Annotated in this window: 15 protein-coding genes; 8 read left to right on the forward strand and 7 right to left on the reverse strand. The window is 45.3% G+C overall.

The window, feature by feature from the left end; all coding sequences use genetic code 11:
• Positions 1-5 precede the first annotated feature (5 nt).
• Complete coding sequence (locus tag J2Z20_RS09070; protein WP_209848499.1) at positions 6-1,784, forward strand: alpha-glycosidase; 1,779 nt, start codon at positions 6-8, stop codon at positions 1,782-1,784.
• On the opposite strand, the gene J2Z20_RS09075 is transcribed toward J2Z20_RS09070, so the two are convergent.
• From J2Z20_RS09075 to J2Z20_RS09095, 5 genes are all read right to left on the reverse strand, one after another.
• Entirely contained in the window at positions 1,760-3,151 is a 1,392-nt protein-coding gene (locus J2Z20_RS09075) for a hypothetical protein (RefSeq protein WP_209848501.1), read from the reverse strand. The two genes, J2Z20_RS09070 and J2Z20_RS09075, sit on opposite strands and share 25 nt — an antisense overlap.
• 139 nt (positions 3,152-3,290) lie before the next feature.
• A complete protein-coding gene (locus J2Z20_RS09080) occupies positions 3,291-5,522 on the reverse strand; it encodes a heavy metal translocating P-type ATPase (RefSeq protein WP_209848503.1) in 2,232 nt (743 codons plus the stop codon).
• Positions 5,523-5,615: 93 nt separating this feature from the next.
• Entirely contained in the window at positions 5,616-5,816 is a 201-nt protein-coding gene (locus J2Z20_RS09085; RefSeq protein ID WP_209848505.1) for a copper ion binding protein, read from the reverse strand.
• Positions 5,817-5,837: 21 nt separating this feature from the next.
• Complete coding sequence (locus tag J2Z20_RS09090) at positions 5,838-6,152, reverse strand: metal-sensitive transcriptional regulator (protein ID WP_245252197.1); 315 nt, start codon at positions 6,150-6,152, stop codon at positions 5,838-5,840.
• Positions 6,153-6,305: 153 nt separating this feature from the next.
• Complete coding sequence (locus tag J2Z20_RS09095) at positions 6,306-7,283, reverse strand: diaminopimelate dehydrogenase (protein ID WP_209848509.1); 978 nt, start codon at positions 7,281-7,283, stop codon at positions 6,306-6,308.
• 180 nt (positions 7,284-7,463) lie between these two features.
• On the opposite strand from J2Z20_RS09095, the gene J2Z20_RS09100 reads away from it, so the two are divergent.
• Genes J2Z20_RS09100 through nagA form a run of 3 tightly spaced genes read left to right on the forward strand, consistent with a single transcriptional unit; the run spans position 7,464 to position 10,246 of the window.
• Positions 7,464-8,321 carry a MurR/RpiR family transcriptional regulator gene (locus J2Z20_RS09100; protein WP_209848511.1) on the forward strand — a complete coding sequence of 286 codons (858 nt, stop codon included), beginning with the start codon at positions 7,464-7,466 and terminating at the stop codon, positions 8,319-8,321.
• Between the two features lie 7 nt (positions 8,322-8,328).
• Positions 8,329-9,060, forward strand: a complete 732-nt coding sequence (nagB, locus tag J2Z20_RS09105; RefSeq protein ID WP_209848514.1) for a glucosamine-6-phosphate deaminase — start codon at positions 8,329-8,331, stop codon at positions 9,058-9,060.
• Positions 9,053-10,246, forward strand: coding sequence for an N-acetylglucosamine-6-phosphate deacetylase (nagA, locus tag J2Z20_RS09110; RefSeq protein ID WP_209848516.1), 1,194 nt, complete (start codon positions 9,053-9,055; stop codon positions 10,244-10,246). The genes nagB and nagA overlap by 8 nt, the downstream gene beginning before the upstream one ends.
• A gap of 51 nt (positions 10,247-10,297) precedes the next feature.
• Here nagA and J2Z20_RS09115 read toward each other — a convergent pair whose 3' ends face one another.
• Positions 10,298-12,880, reverse strand: a complete 2,583-nt coding sequence (locus tag J2Z20_RS09115) for a S8 family serine peptidase (protein WP_209848519.1) — start codon at positions 12,878-12,880, stop codon at positions 10,298-10,300.
• 402 nt (positions 12,881-13,282) lie between these two features.
• Between J2Z20_RS09115 and J2Z20_RS09120 the strand changes: the two genes are divergently transcribed.
• The 3 genes from J2Z20_RS09120 (at position 13,283) to J2Z20_RS09130 (ending at position 16,388) form a co-directional block, all read left to right on the forward strand.
• Positions 13,283-14,953: a copper resistance CopC/CopD family protein gene (locus J2Z20_RS09120; protein ID WP_209848522.1), complete on the forward strand. Its 1,671-nt coding sequence runs from the start codon at positions 13,283-13,285 to the stop codon at positions 14,951-14,953.
• A gap of 51 nt (positions 14,954-15,004) precedes the next feature.
• Complete coding sequence (locus J2Z20_RS09125; RefSeq protein WP_209848525.1) at positions 15,005-15,661, forward strand: DUF1775 domain-containing protein; 657 nt, start codon at positions 15,005-15,007, stop codon at positions 15,659-15,661.
• A gap of 154 nt (positions 15,662-15,815) precedes the next feature.
• Entirely contained in the window at positions 15,816-16,388 is a 573-nt protein-coding gene (locus J2Z20_RS09130) for a thymidine kinase (protein ID WP_209848528.1), read from the forward strand.
• Between the two features lie 58 nt (positions 16,389-16,446).
• On the opposite strand, the gene J2Z20_RS09135 is transcribed toward J2Z20_RS09130, so the two are convergent.
• A complete protein-coding gene (locus tag J2Z20_RS09135; protein WP_209848531.1) occupies positions 16,447-17,196 on the reverse strand; it encodes a glycerophosphodiester phosphodiesterase in 750 nt (249 codons plus the stop codon).
• Between the two features lie 134 nt (positions 17,197-17,330).
• Here J2Z20_RS09135 and J2Z20_RS09140 point away from each other — a divergent pair, with 134 nt between their 5' ends.
• Positions 17,331-18,305 (forward strand): aldo/keto reductase, encoded by a 975-nt coding sequence (locus J2Z20_RS09140; protein ID WP_209848533.1) that lies wholly within the window; start codon positions 17,331-17,333, stop codon positions 18,303-18,305.
• Positions 18,306-18,397: the final 92 nt, after the last annotated feature.

Raw genomic sequence — 18,397 nt, forward strand, 5'->3', positions numbered from 1 at the left:
TATCGATGCTGCTAGAAGCTGTCTATCATCGCCCGAAGCAAAACTGGGCATATGCGTATGACCACGAAACGCTGCACATCCGACTGCGGACAAAGCGCGACGATGTGCAAAAGGTCGAAATTCTATTTGGCGATAAATTCATTCCGTTTGAGAACAATATGCAGACCAAACCGATGGAACGGTTTACGCAAGATGCAATGTTCGACTACTGGCAGGCCGAGGTGATCCCTCCTTTTCGCAGATTGTGCTATGGTTTTATACTAAATTCCGGTAAACAAAAAGTATGGATGACAGAGAAAGGATTTTTTGATCAGCCTCCTACAGAGCATCTGGGCTTATTCGAATTTCCGTTTCTGAATCCAATTGATGTGTTTACTCCCCCAAGCTGGGTAAAGGACGCTGTATTTTATCAAATTTTCCCTGAGCGCTTCGCTAACGGCGACCCTTCTAATGATCCAGCGAACGTACTGCCGTGGGGCGGAAAGCCAGAATACCATAACTTTTTTGGCGGTGATCTGCAAGGAGTCATTGATCATTTGGATTATCTGACCGATCTCGGAATTAATGCCATCTACTTTACGCCAATATTCGAAGCCACGACGAACCATAAATATGATACACGCGACTACCTAAAGGTCGATCCGCATTTTGGAACGAATGAAACGTTGAAGGAACTCGTTAATGCCTGTCACGAAAGAGGAATTCGCGTTCTCCTCGACGCCGTATTCAATCACAGCGGAGCAACATTCCCGCCGTTTGTGGATGTTCTTGAAAAAGGACACACTTCGAAGTACGCCGATTGGTTCCATGTCCGTGAATTTCCTTTGCGAACGGTGAACCATATTCCAACCTTTGATACCTTTGCTTTTACCGATCAGATGCCAAAGCTGAATACGGAAAATCCTGAGGTTAAGGAGTATCTATTAAAGGTGGCAAAATATTGGGTTGAAGAAGTCGGCATTGACGGCTGGAGATTGGATGTTGCCAACGAAGTGGATCACCATTTCTGGAGAGAGTTCCGAGAAGTTGTCAAAGCAGCTAATCCGGAAGCTTACATTCTTGGCGAAGTATTTCACGACTCCATCATGTGGCTCCAAGGAGATCAGTTTGATGCAGTCATGAATTATCCGTTTCAAGGAACGCTGCTCGATTTCTTCGCGAGAAATACAATGGACGGCGCGTCATTCGCCTCTTCTCTGAACAGTCAACTGGCTAGATATCCACAGCAAGCGAACGAAGTCGCTTTCAACTTACTTGACAGCCATGATACACAGCGGTTGTTGACGTTGTGTGAAGGTGATAAACGGAAGATGAAATTAGCGGTGTTGTTCCAGCTTACTTTCCCTGGTACGCCGTGCATCTATTATGGGGATGAAATCGGAATGGACGGAAGCTACGATCCGGACTGCCGCAAATGTATGGAATGGGATGAGAGCAAACAGGATCGCGAATTATTCCGCTTCTATCAACGGCTTATTTCACTCCGTAAAGAGAATAAGTTGCTCCGCTCAGGCGGCTTTAGATTCCTCCATGCCAAGAAGGATGACAACCGACTTGTGTATGAACGGTGGGATAACGATGAACGGATCATGATAGTCATTAACAACAACAAACGATCGAGTTCTATAAGTGTCTCCGTGCAAACAGGCTTGGCATCTTCTGAGCAATGGACAGACGTCCTAACAGGTGAAACTGTTCGATCCGTTAACGGAAAACTGAAGGTTAAGCTTCCTCCCTTCGGCTATCAAATATTGCGCAATCAATTGTCTATGGCAAAGATTTGATAAGGGTAATTCGCATCTTTGGTCTGCTTAATCCATAACACGCCGTTTCCTACAGATACTCCGCCGGTATTCACAAATGTGTCCTCTACTTTTTGATTAAGGAGCGCATTCGTTACCGAAGCATTGAAGATGGCCCCATAGTAACTGATGAAATCATTGCGAGAGTTGATCAATGTTGCTTTACCGTTAATTTTTACTTGAATCGGGTAAGCGATATATTTAGCTACTTCGTTAATGTCTTGATATAAGACTCTGTATTGAAGATCCTTGAATGCTTTTTCGAAAGCATCCGCGTTGTCGATACCTGCTGCAGCATATCGATTAGGCTGAGGTAACGGTACAGGGTTAATTACGATTGGATGCGGCGTATTATGTGAGCTTCGGTAACGGTTAATGGTGTCGTTTAATTTATAGTTATTTTTCCAAATTTCACTCATAAATTCAGTAATCAATCGTTTAAAATAGCTCGAATCACCATTATTAATAAAGTTCCAATATGCGTTCTTCGCATTTGAGTCCATTTCGTTATTATCATTCCTGAATAGAGGCGTGTTGTCTGTTCCGTAAAGCGCGAATGACTGATACTGCTGATAGAGCTGTGTAACCGATCTTACTCTGACCGAATTCGGGAATTTCTCAATAAACTTGCTTTGCTGATGGGCTCTATCTAACAATTCATCCCATGTAATAATGATAGCTGCATCTTTGACAGCTATTTTGCTGGCTTCTACTGTCATGATGGTAATATAAGCCTCAATATCGCTTGTCACATAAGGTTTGAACGATGAGTATACGCTGTAATCAATGATTGGATAATAGAATCCCTCTGATGATTCCACACGGTATCCGCTGTCTCTCGTCTTTTGCAAAAGCGTTCTGATTGCTGAATCTCTAATCTTATCGATATTGTTCATATCTATGGCATGACCAGAAAACAAGTTCATTAGTTTCCCTTGATAGCCGTTTGCATTGATTTTAGCTTGAAATGTTGTCAAATACTTCTGCTGCGCATCTTCAAGCATGGTAACATACTGTGACGCCTTATCTTTAGATATATACTTCATATTATTTTTCAAATAAGAGACGGCTTCTGATAACTTATCAGCGTTATTTAGCAGACTTTTAAACTGCTGGTCGATCGTTTGCACACTCGGCTTGTTTCCATTTCTATTGTGCCCTTTACGATCATCATTCCGATCATCATTCCGGTCATCATCTCGGTGTTCCTTCCCATCATGATGTAGCAGCTTTATCTGTGGCTTGGCGATGTGTCCACTAGCATCTGCTGGTGTAGCTAAGGCTAACCCCGACTGCAACAGGAGCCCAGTCATAACAATAACGCTAACTACTATTTTTGTTGTCCTCATTGACATCTAACCTCCTTTTATTTTCCAGTTTTTCCACCATCTATAACGATAGTCCCTGCTAAAAAGTTACAAATCATTCCCGGAATTTAAATAAAAAAAAAGCCGCACTTGTGTGCGACTCTAAGCATATAATATTCGTTTATTGAAGTTTCACTCTTTGTAAGCGAAGGGCGTTAAGTACCACAGATACTGAACTGAACGCCATTGCAGCTCCTGCGAGCCATGGGGCGAGAAAGCCTGCAGCTGCAATGGGGATGCCGATTACGTTATAACAGAATGCCCAGAACAGGTTCTGCTTGATGTTGCGCATTGTCTGGCGGCTCATCGCGATCGCGCTTGAAATGCCAGTTAAATCGCCTCGCATCAAGGTAATATCAGCAGTTTCCATAGCAACATCACTGCCAGTCCCCATCGCGATCCCAATATTAGCCGCGGCGAGCGCTGGTGCATCGTTAATCCCATCTCCGACCATAGCAACCTTGCGGCCGGAAGCTTGCAGCTCGCGAATTTTATCTGCTTTGCCTTCTGGCAGAACTTCTGCAAATACTTGGTCAATGCCAACTACTGAAGCGATCGTCTGCGCTGTTCGCGCATTATCACCAGTCATCATAATAACGTGTAAGCCTAATGCTTGCAGACGGGCAACGGCATCTATGGATGTCTCTTTAATCGGATCAGCCACAGCAATGATACCGGCAAGTTGCTCGTTCACAGCTCCAATCATGGCTGTTTTGCCTGCCTCTTCTAAGTCAATTAACTGTTTCTCGATGGTTTCCGTATCCAGTCCATATTGCATCATCAACTTACGATTGCCAACAATCCAATTCTCCCCGTTCACGATTGCACGGACACCGTATCCAGGAATAACTTCAAATTGTTCTGCTGCTCGAATAGAGATACCTCGGTCCTCAATTCCGCTTACAATCGCTTCCGCAAGCGGATGCTCGGAATGCTTCTCTACAGCGCCCACACCTTGGAGGAAGACCGTCTCATCCATTCCGCCGAGTACGACTACGTCTGTAAGCTTCGGTCGTCCCATCGTTATTGTACCTGTCTTATCGAGCACAACTGTATCGACAAGGTGCGCTCCCTCTAAGTGCTCTCCGCCTTTAAACAAAATGCCATACTCAGCTGCCCTACCAGAACCAGCCATAATCGAGGTTGGAGTCGCAAGACCAAGCGCGCAAGGACAAGCAATGACGAGCACAGCAATCGCTTTTTCAAGGCTACTAGCGAACATGCCAGGCTCAATGGCAAAATACCAAACTAGAAAAGTCACAATCGCGATCGCAACAACGATCGGTACGAATATTCCCGAAATGACATCGGCAATCCGTTGTATTGGCGCCTTGGAGCCTTGGGCCTCTTCGACGACTTTTATAATTTGCGCTAACGCTGAGTCTTTGCCGACTTTCGTCGCGCGAATACATAAAGACCCATGCTTGTTCATCGTTGCTCCGAAGACAAAGTCGCCTGCGTTCTTCTGAACGGGCAGACTTTCACCAGTAAGCATTGACTCATCTACAAATGAGCTTCCTTCCAGCACCTGCCCATCGACAGCAATTTTCTCGCCCGGCTTCACGACAACAATGTCGCCTGACACGACTTGCTCTACAGGAATCTGCACTTCCTTCCCGTCACGAAGGACGGTTGCCATCTTGGGCTGCAAATCCATGAGCGCCTTAATCGCTTCTGAGGAACGACCTTTGGCGCGTGTCTCGAACCATTTTCCAAGTAATATTAACGTGATCAGAATCGCGCTAGTCTCATAATATAGATCCGGTTTGTCATACATTGGACTATTTAGCGATTGAAAAGTCATGTACACACTATAGAAATAAGCTGCCGACGTCCCAAGCGCGACAAGCACATCCATATTCGCACTGCCATTGCGGAGCGCCTTATAAGCCCCCGTATAGAAAGATGCCCCAATGATCAGTTGCACGGGTGTTGCAAGCGCCAGCTGGAACCACGGATTCATAAACAGCTCTGGCACCCATAGGAACGAAGTAAAGGAGAAATGTCCGACCATCGCCCATAAGAGCGGCAAAGAAAGAATGGCTGAAGCAATCAGTTTCCACTTTTGTCTCTTCATTACTCTCTGACGGACTTGTGCTGTGTCAGCCCGTTCCTGCTTAAGGGCAGCACCGTAGCCAAGCTGTTCAATTTTACGAATCATGTCGGCCACTGATACCCCTGATGGGGTATACTCTACCCGAGCAGTCTCCAAGGCTAAATTGACCGTTGCTTGCTGCACCCCAGGGAGCTTATTCAGCCCTTTCTCGATTCGGTTCGCGCATGCCGCGCAGGTCATTCCTGTAATATCAAATGCTGCCTGTTCAAATTGTTCCTTCACGGTTTGTTGTTCCATACGAACACCACCTCCGCTCTTTCATATACCCCCACCCCGTATGTTCAATGTGGAAAATAATGCTGTGAGCTCACACAGCAATGATAAGTGTAGTTAAACGACGTCGTAACCTTGATCTTCAATCGCTTCTTTAATTTTTTCTAGAGACACTTTATTTTCATCAAACTCAATGGCAACGGATTTCGATGCGAGATCTACTTTGCCGGATGCCCCCGCATTTTTAATAGCACCTTCAACGGCATTTACGCAATGGTTGCAGGACATACCTTCTACTTTTAAAGTGATATTTGTCATGTGCATTCCTCCTAAATTTTATTATTTCAATAACTTGTGCACTGTAACGAGCAGTTCGTCAATAACTTCATATTCACCAGCTTCAATCCGCTCTACGACACAGCTCTTCATGTGGCCTTCGAGCAGCAGCTTCCCGACACTATTCAGCGCTGATTGGATCGCCGCAATCTGATTCAGAACATCGTCACAGTACGTATCCTTCTCAATGAGGCCCTTCACTCCGCGAATTTGACCTTCGATACGGTTCAAACGGGTAATAAGGTTACGCTTCATCTCATCGGAGTGGTGGCTGCGTCTTCCGTGCCCGCCTGCCGCGCAGTGATCGCCAGCCTCCATATGTGCAGAAGCTAGATTGTCTTTCTCTTTTTCCATTTAGACAACGCCTCCTTCTGTTGATAGCTTCACTATAGTATACCCCCTACCCCTATGTCAACAGACATAAAAAGTGCACTCCTACGATCGCAGGAGTGCACTTTTTTATATAATTGTTTACAGCAATTCTTTACGTAATTGTTCAGCTGATTTTGGAGATAGGTATCCGAAAGGAATATCAAATACAGTCTTCGCACCCACTTGTCCATCTTGAGCGAGCTTATAGATTGCCCGCGCATAAGCTACAAGAACACTTGCTGTAAATTCCGGGTTGCTGTCAAGCTTCAATCCGAATTCAATAAGCTGTGTGCTGTTCTTGCCCGTTTTGCCGCTGCGAAGCACCATACCGCCATGAGGCATTGTGGAGTGATTCTTCTTCAGCTCTTCTTCACTGATGAAGTGAACGGTTGTATCATAGTCGGAGAAGTAATTCGGCATGTTTTTGATTTCGTGCTCGATTGCAGCAAGGTCCGCCCCTTCTTCTGCTACAACAAAGCATTCTCGCAAATGCTTTTCGCGAGTCGTGAGCTCTGGATTTTCACCACGGCGCACTCGGTTTACAGCATCTTCGACCGGAATAGTATATTGCACGCCATTCTTCACACCTTTTACCCGGCGGATTGCATCGGAGTGCCCTTGACTGACGCCTTTACCCCAGAACGTGTAATCTTTGCCTTCAGGCAATACCGCTTCTGCCAGCAAACGGTTCAGCGAGAACAGACCTGGATCCCAGCCTGTCGAAATCAAGCTAACATTTCCGCCTTTACGCGCTGCTGCGTCTACATCTGCAAAATATTGCGGAATTTTCGCATGTGTATCAAAACTGTCTACCGTATGGAACAGCTCTGCTAACTCCGGACCTTGTTCCGGCAAATCCGTTGCAGAACCTCCGCACAGAATGAGTACATCGATTTCGTTCTTATACTGAAGCCTATCTGAGATATGAGCTATTTTCGTCCCCGCTGTTACCTCGCCTGGATCTCTGCGGGAGAAAATGACTGTCAGCTCCATATCCGGATTTTGTCTGATCGCCATTTCTACGCCGCGGCCTAAGTTGCCATAGCCTGCGATACCTACTCTAATTTTATGCGACATTCGTTACCCTCCCTAATGATTCCCTTCTCTACTACTCTATTGTAACAAAGAACGCCTATTGAAATGAACAATATTTTCCTCTAATATAAGGATATTACTAAAATTATTTTCATATAATTGACTATATTTATCAAAATTATTTTTACACTATGCACAATTATAGAAATGGGGCGAACGTGCTTGTCCAGTATTTTGCAGATCATTTGTGAGCAGTTAGAAACATTCCATCAGCAGGAACGCAAGCTTGCTGACTATATTTTGCAATTTCCAAGCAATGTCGTATCGATGGGGATTACCGAATTAGCAGAACAGTCTGGCACAAGCCCGGCAACCGTGACCCGTTTCTGCAAGTCGCTTATGTTTCGCGGGTACCCTGACTTTAAAACTAAACTGGCCGCAGACCTTGCACAGCAAAGTTCCCCGCTTACTTATCAAGATATTATTGCCGGCAATCCGCTTCATGAAATTGTATCTGCAATGGAAGCGAATCACTTACGTTCTATTTCGGATACAACAAGACTTCTAGATTTGGGTGAACTTGAGAAGGCGCTAAGCGCTCTTACTCAGGCCCGTCAAATCGATCTTTATGGCGTAGCAACGTCTGGTATTGTGGCGCTCGACTTCTATCAGAAGTTAGTCAGAATCGGCAAACGGGCAACCGCATTCTCCGATCCGCACATGCAGGTCACCTCTGCATCTACATTAACGAATCGAGATGCGGCATTTGCCATTTCGTACTCAGGCGAAACGATAGAGACCATCGATGCGCTGAAATGCGCGAAAGAAATGGGTGCGGTAACGATCTCTCTGACCAAATTTGGCGCAAATTCGCTGGCCTCTATCGCAGATATTAATCTATTTACCTCCTCCCTTGAAGCAGGTATGAGACGCGGGGATATGGCATCACGCATTGCACAGCTTCATGTCATTGATATTTTATTCTCAAGCATGGTTAGTGAACGATTTGATGAGATGATTCCGAAACTCGAAAATTCATATCAAATGGTGCGCAAATACCGTAAAGATAAAGGGAGGTAACCTGTGCATGAACATCAAAATTTTCGATACCAATGAAGAGCTTGATCAAGTTGGCGGCAATATTATTGCGAGCCTCGTGCAGACGAAACCGCATGCGGTGCTCGGGCTGGCTACGGGAAGCACTCCGATTGGAATTTATGAGCAGCTCATTTTTTTATTTAAAAAAGGGCTCCTAGACTTCAGCCAAGTTACCGCGTTCAACCTGGACGAATATGTCGGCTTGCCAGAGGGTCATCCGGAAACATACCGTACTTTTATGAATAAGCGGCTGTATAGCCACATCAATATCAACATGAATCGCACACACATTCCTAATGGCGACGCGCCTGATTTGGAGGCTGAATGCCGCAGATATGATAGTATGCTCGCAGGCGGAACACAGATTGATTTGCAGCTTCTAGGACTTGGACATAACGGTCATATTGGCTTCAATGAGCCTGATCATGCGCTCAGCAGCGGCACACATGTTGTTGATCTGAAGGAAGAGACGCGGAAGGCAAATGCACGTTTTTTCAGCTCCATCGATGAAGTTCCAAATCAAGCCATTACGATGGGTGTCGGATCGATTTTGAAAGCAAAAATGATTATGCTCGTCGTTCGAGGCGAGAGCAAAGCAGAAATTGCGCATCAAGCGCTCACGGGTCCGATTACGACCGAGCTTCCCGCTTCACTGCTCCAAACGCATCCGAACGTCGTAGTCCTTCTCGATAAAGGAGCTGGTAAATATTTTTATGAATAACTCACATTCATTTACCATAAGCAATGCCGCTGTGGTTACCCTGGATTCCGTTATTGAACACGGCATCGTTCGTGTGGAAGATGGAAACATTGTCTTTGTAGGAACTGAAGATGAGCTGCCGGCTGACAAGCGCAGCTTGTGGCTGGATGGAGTAATCGATGCGGGAGGCGGGTGGCTGCTTCCTGGATTTATCGATGTCCATGTTCATGGCGGGTATGGCGAAGACTTTATGAATGCGAACCGGCAGGCTTTCGATACCATTACGAAGTTCCATAGAGATCACGGGACAACTGCCATGCTGGCCACAACGATGACGCAGTCGCGTGATGCGCTTGATCGAGCGATTAGAGCCGTATACGTATACCGCCATGAAAGAATGCCTTATGCCCAGCTTGAAGGGGTACATTTAGAAGGCCCCTTTGTTAACCCGAAATATAAAGGCGCACAAAATGACGCATATATGATTGACCCCCAAATCGATTGGTTAGAAGATTGGAACTCGCGCTACCCCGGGCTTATTAAGCAAGTATCACTTGCTCCCGAGCGACATGGAGCACTGGAAGCGATTCGCTGGCTTCGGGCACATCATATTAATGCAGCAGCTGCGCATACAGATGCCACTTACGAACGAATCGAAGCCGCTGTGGAAGCTGGATTAAACCAAGCAGTCCATACGTTTAACGCAATGTCACCCCTGCACCATCGCAATCCCGGCACCGCAGGAGCCGTTCTAAGCGACGACCGGATTGTCGCCGAAGTTATTGCCGATGGAATCCACGTCCATCCTGCTGTCATTCGCATTCTAGCGAAGACGAAGAGAGATCATAATCTCATCCTCATTACCGATGCGATGTCAGCAGCCGGGTTAGGCGATGGCCAGTATGAGCTTGGAGGCCTCCCTGTTACCGTCACGAACGGTGTTGCCAAGCTGACTCAGGGTGATTCACTTGCTGGCAGTACACTCACGATGATTGACGCAGTCAAGTTTGTCGTTCATAACTTAGGTGTTACGATTCCAGAGGCTTCTGTGCTTGCCAGCTACAATGCTGCAAGGCAGCTTGGAATAGCTGACCGCACAGGAAGTATAGCTGCAGGTAAACAAGCCGATCTTGTATGGACGAACAGCGACCTTGATATTAAGGAAGTATGGGTTAAGGGTATATCAAATAGAAAAGGGCATTCCTGAAGTCAAGTGACTTCATGGAATGCCCTTCTCTCTTCATTATGTACTTTGTAATTAATTATATGTCACATTCATCGCTCTTACAATGACGGCTGCCCCTTCAGCCCTTGTTGCGTTTCCTCTCGGTTTGAAGGTGCCGTTCGGATATCCTCCAATCACTCCCGCTCCTGCGGCGGCATTCACTGCATCTTTCGCCCAAGATGAAATAGACGAACTGTCTTTAAAAGTGATATTCGATTGCGCAGAAGTCAGTTTACCCGTATTCACGATCATGACTGCCATTTGTTCGCGTGTAATCGGCTCATTTACACCGAACTTTGTGCTCGTTAGACCGTTTACGATTCCGTATGCATAGGCTGTAGCAATTGCATCTTTTGCCCAATGATTTTGTGTATCGGAGAATACTTTACCTGGCTGCTTCTTCAAATTAAAGGCTCTCACCAAAATCGAAACAAACTCCGCTCTGGTAATGGTGTTATTGGGTCTGAAAGTGCCGTCAGGATATCCGTTAATCGCGCCTGCCTCAACTAAATGTACGATAGGAACAAGAGCCCAGTGGGTTCCTATATCAGTGATGCCATACTCTAGCGCAATATTCGCTTCTGTTTCCGTAACTTCGACTCGATTGGAAGGTCTTCCTTCAACACCATTAATCGTTTGGGTTACGTAATAGAATTCGCCTTTTGGGACATTCGTAAATACATAGTTCCCCGAAATACCTACTTCACGCGTCATAATGAGCTGATTATTGTTGTTATATAGGTTCAGTATCGAACTTTTATTTACGCCTGTAACGGTAATTTCACCTTTACCACCAGTTATAGCTGGTGCTTTAGGAGCAACGATGACCTTTCTTCTTATTGGTCCCGCTTCTGAGCCGTCCTTTAAAGTAAGCGAGTAAGTCAGCAGATATTTGCCCGGAGTCGTATAATCAACGTTTCCAGAACCTTTAATGAGCGTTATTCCATATTCATCATTCTTGACGGTCGCCCCCTCATCCATATACTGACTGCCTTGGACCATTCGAATGGTAGCATTGCCTTTCAGTAATATGAGGGGACTGCCTGTCGGCTGCAAATACACCTTCAATGTACCCGTTACAGCGCCGTTGCTCACAGATGAGGCTACAACTCTAATTTTTCCCGGCACAGCATCACTAGTTACATTTAACTTACCCGTAACCTTATCAATAGTAACTCCAGCATAAGGTGATTTTAAGCTCCACGTTACTTTCTGCCCTGCCATTGGTGTCGTATATTCATCTCGAACGATTGCTTCGTAACTTGCCGCCGCAGAGCCTGCAGAAGGAATCGTTACTGTGCTTGGCCCATTTACATCGACACTTGTTATTTTACCTATCGTAAGCGCACGATAGGCATTTACCCTTCCGCCTGTAGTCACCTTGCCAGATAAACCGGGTATTTTATCAACACTGCTGAGAACTTTACTTTTTAGCGTATCATAGCCGAGATCAATGCCATACTCTAAATATTTCGCTTTAATCAAGCCAGCTATGCCGGCAACATACGGAGTGGCCATGGAGGTTCCGCCTTGGAATTGGTAGTTGCCCTGATTCACCCAAGTGCTTAGTATGTTCACGCCTGGAGCTGCTACATCGACTGTCCTAACCCCATAATCGGAAAAAGAGGCCAGTCTATCCGCTGAATCCGTTGCCGCGACAGCGATAATATTCGGTAAATCATAGCTCGCTGGATAGAGCGGATTACTATCGTTGTCTTTCCCTTCATTTCCTGCCGCGGTAACGACTAGCACGCCCTTCTCTCCAGCTTCCTTAATCGCATCTTCCAATAATCTAGATTTACCGTCGCCGGCGAACGACATATTAATAATATCTGCCCCATGATCGGTTGCATAAGTAATAGCGTCAATAATTTGCGACAACGAACCTTGGCCGTTCTGATCAAGCGCCCTGACAGCCATAATTCTCGCATTCCACATGACACCGGAAACACCATAGCTGTTATTGCCCACAGCTGCAATCGTTCCGGCAATATGCGTGCCGTGACCATTCAAGTCCATTGGAGAATCATCATTATCAACGAAATCATAACCATGGTTACCTTTCGGATCAGACCACATGTTGCCAGCTAAATCCGGGTGCGTGTAGTCCACTCCTGAGTCAATGACCGCAACGACGACATCTTTAGATCCTTTCGTAATGTCCCATGCATCTGGTGCGTCGATCTTAGGCAAGCCCCACAAATTACTGTACATGGAGTCATTTGGTGAAGTCGAAGTCACCCTGTAGACATAGTTCGGTTCGGCATATTCCACATTCGGATCATCTTGATACTGCTTAATCGCATCATTTACAGACACCTTCTTCTGCAGTTTCACCACTTGAAGAACGTCTTTGTTATCACTTGATTGAGCAGTATTCCCTACCGTTTCTTGGTGTGTGTAGGCCTGTGAGTATAACTTATGAGTTGCGCTTCGTTTATATTTTACAATCAATTCACCATCAACATATGGCTGGTCATTATGTATGTTCGTTTCTGTTTGTTTATGTAAGGTAGCAAATGCTCCTGATGGAAATGCCGCATATACACCAGATGGAAATAAAATTGCAAATGCCAGCAACAGTGACAAAACCGCATTTAAGGTTCTACATCTCACTCTCGTTTCCCCTTTGCCTCATCCTATCAGTCTATTAGTCTTATTTTCTCATAGATTCCAAATGCGAACAATGTTTAATAGGGAAACCGATCGTCAGTATATAATATTTTTACAAAAAATGTTTATTGTACATAAATATTGCTCACAATTAAACAGACAACCGTCAATAACCATTTATGACTTAGAAAAGAGGGAATGGCCTTTACGGAAATATTAGCTATCGTCGTATTTACCGAGAGGACGGTCGCCTCATATTTAGCGATGTCACAAAAATATCACTTCTGGGGGCGCTTTGATCCCTTATATAGCCCTATCTAGCCATAGGATACACTAAGCATCCTATATATAATGACGTTAATAGTTAAATATATGAATAACGAGATGATACGGATGAGCTATTGCATGAAAAGCGTAACTGCGTGGATTATGGCCTTCTGCTTGCTCATGGTGTTGCTTCCTTCATCGATATCGGCTCACGCCTATATTGTAAAGTCTGACCCATATGCAAACGAAGTGCTTAAGAAATCACCTTCAAAGGTAACGATCCAATTTAACGAAACGATCCAGCCGGTTTTTCATTCCCTTCAAGTGACGGACGAGCATGGAAATCGGGTTGATCGTAATGATGTCAGTATCGATGAGCACATCAAGAGCATGATTGAAGCTCATCTTCAGCCTAATCTTCCTAATGGCTTGTACACGATAAGCTGGAAAGTCATTTCTGGAGATGGTCATCCTGTTCAGGGGACGATTCCATTTCAAATTGGAACGGCTCAAGGACGGGGTGCGGGGACTGCTGTAACTCAGCCTGCCGATCATTTTCCAAAGCTAAGTTTGGTTATCATCCGCTGGGTTCAGTATATAGGACTTGCGTTTGTGCTTGGCATACATTGCTTCCACCTTTACATCTATCCGGGTAGAGGCTCAAAAGGTGAACATGGCGTAACTGCTTTGCCAAGAAGCAGGCTTATCCTGTGGATTAGTTATACGGCTACCGCGGTTGGCATCCTGCTCAGCCTGCCTGTACAGACAAGCGTAGATGCCGGTGTACCTTGGTCCCAAGCTTGGAATGCGAGTCTTCTAAAAAGTACGCTTGTAGAGACGTCCTTCGGCGGCGCTTGGTATGCAGAACTGATTTTCATTCTGTTCCTGGGTACTTCTATTTATTTAGCAGCCCAAAGCGATGCATCAATCTCCTCAAGGAGATTATGGGGAAACATTGCAATAGGCTTTGGTCTCGGTGTGCTGCTAGCTAAATCGTTCATCGGTCATGCTGCAGCTGAGAAGTCACGATTTATGGCGATCAGCGCCAATTTTGTGCACTTGTCCGCCGTTTCCATCTGGATAGGATGTCTGCTTGCGATTGCCATTCTACTGCCGCCTGCTGCTCAATCGACTGCTGATCAAGAGGAGCGCAAACGGCAATACTGGATTAGTATTCAGCGCTTTTCTTACTTAGGAACTGCACTCGCAGCGATCATTTTGCTTACAGGCATTTACAGCAGTCTGCAATATGTGCCAACAGTCTACGCGATGTACACGACTGTTTACGGGCAAGTGTTGCTTGCGAAAATGGCGCTGTTTCTCATCATGCTCTGCTTTGCAGCATATAACCTGATTCAAGGAAAACGGCGCAAGCGAAAGCTCGGAATATCGGTATGGGTCGAATTCGGAAGCGGAATTGCGGCACTGCTGCTCGCTGCCGTACTCACCAACCTTCCGTCTGCGTCTTCCGCTCCCGGTCCGTTCCACCAGACGCACACGGTCAAAGGAGGACAAGCCATCTCGCTTGATGTTACGCCTAATATCGTTGGACCGAACATGTTCCGTGTTCAGGTGAAGGATGAGAACGGGAAGCTGATTCAAGATATCGAGCAAATCAAGCTGGTGCTAACATCCAAGGAAATGAATATGGGCGAGTATACGATTAACATTCCGAATAACCATTCGGGCACTTTCCAAACTGAGGACATGATCACCATGGCTGAATTATGGAACATTCACGTTCATGTATTGATGAAGTCGCTCGATACACTCGATACCGATTTTACAGTACCAGTAGGCAGTGAATAACCCCATATTTACTAGAATAATTATTCTATTGTCAAACAAAGGAGACTAACTATGAAAAACATCATTTCCAAACTAACCACTCTTACAGCAACAGCTGCAGCTGGTTTTGTCCTGTTCGCAGGAATCGCCAGCGCCCACGTAACCGTTAAACCTGCGGTTTCCGCACCAAAAGCATGGGAGACCTACACGATCAAAATCCCAACGGAGAAGGACATTCCAACGACAAAAGTCACACTTAAAATCCCTGCTGATGTTGACTTTAAGAGTTATCAGCCCGTTCCAGGATGGAATGTGACAACGGAAAAAGACTCCTCTGGTAAAGTGACTTCCGTAACATGGTCGACTACCGGAAAAGGTATTGACGTTGGGCAATTTGAGCAATTTAACTTTGTCGCTCAAAACCCAAGCACCGAAGAACAAATTCCGTGGAACGCATTCCAATATTACAGCGATGGAAGCGTTGTGGAATGGACAGGTGAAGAAGGAGCCGATACGCCGCATTCTATAACACAAATCGTTACCCCTGCAGCTGAAGGTAACGCTCCAGCAGCAACCACAGGTCATGATCATGCCGCTGCGGATACGACTCAAACAGCTGACCAGAACAAAGCTGCAACAGGCAACCAGTCCACTTCGCTTGTTCTGTCCATCATCTCCATCGTATTGTCACTCATTGCCGTCCTGCTTGGTCTTCGTAGAAAGAAATAATTATATCTATTCCATTAAAAGAGAGGCTGCCTTTAAAGAAGGCAGTCTCTCTTTTGTCATTCCTTTTTACATAGACCCTTTTGTGAAGACCATATTCCTGATAAAATGAATCAAGTGAACCCACATGATACCGAACCAGCAAGGAGAGAACAATTTGGCACAACTATTCTTTAAATATGGAGCAATGAACAGCGGTAAATCGATTGAAATTTTGAAAGTTGCCCATAACTACGAAGAACAAAACAAAAATGTACTCATCTTTACATCCTCATTGGATAATCGTGATGAAATTGGTTATGTGTCTTCTCGAATTGGATTAAAAAGAAAAGCAATTCCGATCTATGGCGATACGGACATCTTCCAAATTGTAAAAGACTACATACCTCCTGTAAGCTGTGTTTTAGTGGATGAGGTGCAATTTGTATCGAAAGAACACGTTCTTCAAATGGCACGAATAGTGGATGAACTGAACATCCCAGTTATGGGATTTGGACTCAAAAACGACTTCAGTAATGAGCTGTTCGAAGGCAGTAAATATATGCTGTTATACGCAGACAAAATCGAGGAAATGAAAACAATTTGCTGGTTTTGTGAACGAAAAGCCACGATGGCGCTACGAATCGATGAGAATAAAAAACCAGTCTATACTGGAGAACAAATCGAAATTGGCGGCAACGATCGTTACTACCCTGTATGCAGAAAATGTCACGCAAACCCGCCGCTTTAATAATAACAAGCTGACCCATTTCTTAATGTAAAGGGTCAGCTTGTGTTTATTTAATGGATTATTTACGAGATGAACCTTCCGCTTCCAGCACTTCATGGAGACGATCTGGATAGTCGGTAATGATTCCAGCTACCCCCGCTTTTATTAGACGCTTCATCTCTTCGGGGTCATTAACGGTAAATGGATGATAAACGAGCCCATGCTTGGATGCATCAGCCGTAAATTCAGGAAGAACAGCGTGATGTTCGGCGTGCAGGGCATCGGCGCCAATCGTGCGGGCGTAGTTCCATGGCTCATATAAACCTTCCATATACAAAATGCCTGTTTTTATTTCGGGGGCAAGCTGTTTACATAATGCTAGAGAATAATGATTAAAACTTGAGATGATGGTTTGTGCTGTAAGATCAAAGCTGCGAACAGCCGCAATGACCTTCTCCTCTATTCCTGGATATAGGACGATGCTGTTTTTGAGCTCTAAATTAACGACGATGTTACATTCCTTCACGAACTGAAGAAGCTCTTCTAAAGTTGGAACCCGCTCACCGCGGAAATCGCTGTGGAACCCGCTCCCTGCATCAAGATTTCTAATCTCCTCTAATAAATAATCCTTTACCCAGCCTGAAGCCCCAGCTGTCCGATCAAATGTCTCATCATGAATAAGCACCAAATGACCATCCTTCGTTACTTGAACATCTGTCTCAATGCCTGTTGCTCCAAGCTCGATACTTTTCACAAAAGCAGCCATCGTGTTCTCAGGACAATATGCGGAAGCTCCTCGGTGCGCAAAGTTAATAATCTCTTGACCCATCTATCCTTCCTCCCTGCTTCTCCCAATTTATACCTTTATTATAACAGTCTATTGTTTTGTGAGTATCAATAAACGAATAATCAATGTTACAATGGAAACGGTTAAACGATGACGATTATGGAGGGATGACAATCATGGCAACACTGCCGCTGCAACGCCGTAATATTCCTGTTAGCCCGCTCGTACTTGGCTGCATGGGTCTAGGTGGGAGCTGGGATCAAAGTCCAATTACTGCAGATCATATTAAACAAGGTCACGAAGCTGTTGAAGCTGCTCTTTCAATAGGCATCAACATGTTCGACCACGCTGATATTTATACACGCGGAAAAGCGGAGCAAGTATTCGGACAAGTGCTGAAGGAAAAACCGAATTTGCGCGATCAAATTTTCATTCAATCCAAATGCGGTATTCGCTTCGCAGAAGAAGGCGGTATTCCTGGAAGATATGATTTCTCGGAAGAACATATTGTCCGCAGTGTCGATGGCATTTTAGAGCGATTAGGTGTGGAATACATAGACTTCCTGCTTCTTCACCGCCCTGATCCGCTCATGGATCCTGAAGAGGTCGCAAGAGCGATCAGCAATGTGAAAAAGGCAGGAAAAGTCCGTTATTTCGGCGTGTCCAATATGAGCGCTGGACAAATCAACTTACTGGAAACGTACAGCGAGGAGTCATTCATTATTAATCAATTAGAGATGAGCCTCGCCAAAATCGCTTTTCTCGAAACAGGTGTACACGTGAACCAAGCCGCAGCTAAGGAAGATATTTTTCCAGATGGGACACTAGAATACTGCCGTCTAGAGAACATTCAAATTCAAGCATGGGGACCGCTCGCGCAAGGGATATTCTCTGGTCGTTCCTTGGATGGAGAGCCCGAATCGGTCGTCAATACAGCGAATTTAGTGAAACAGCTCGCTGAGCAGAAGCAAACAACGCCTGAATCGATCGTACTCGCATGGCTCATGCGTCATCCTGCAGGCATTCAGCCTGTCATCGGAACGGTCAATCCAGATCGTATAAGAGCATGTGCAGACGCTCCTCACATTACGCTGTCTCGTGAAGAATGGTACTCCCTCTATGTAAGCTCGAGAGGCAGAGCGCTGCCTTAAGTTTACATACTTGATACAGCATATGAAGAAGAGAAGACACTTACCGCTTAGGTAAGTGTCTTCTTTGTAAACCCTCTTCCTGGTTCATTTGG

The sequence above is a fragment of the Paenibacillus sediminis genome, from assembly GCF_017873765.1.
GTDB classification, from domain to species: domain Bacteria; phylum Bacillota; class Bacilli; order Paenibacillales; family Paenibacillaceae; genus Paenibacillus_AG; species Paenibacillus_AG sediminis.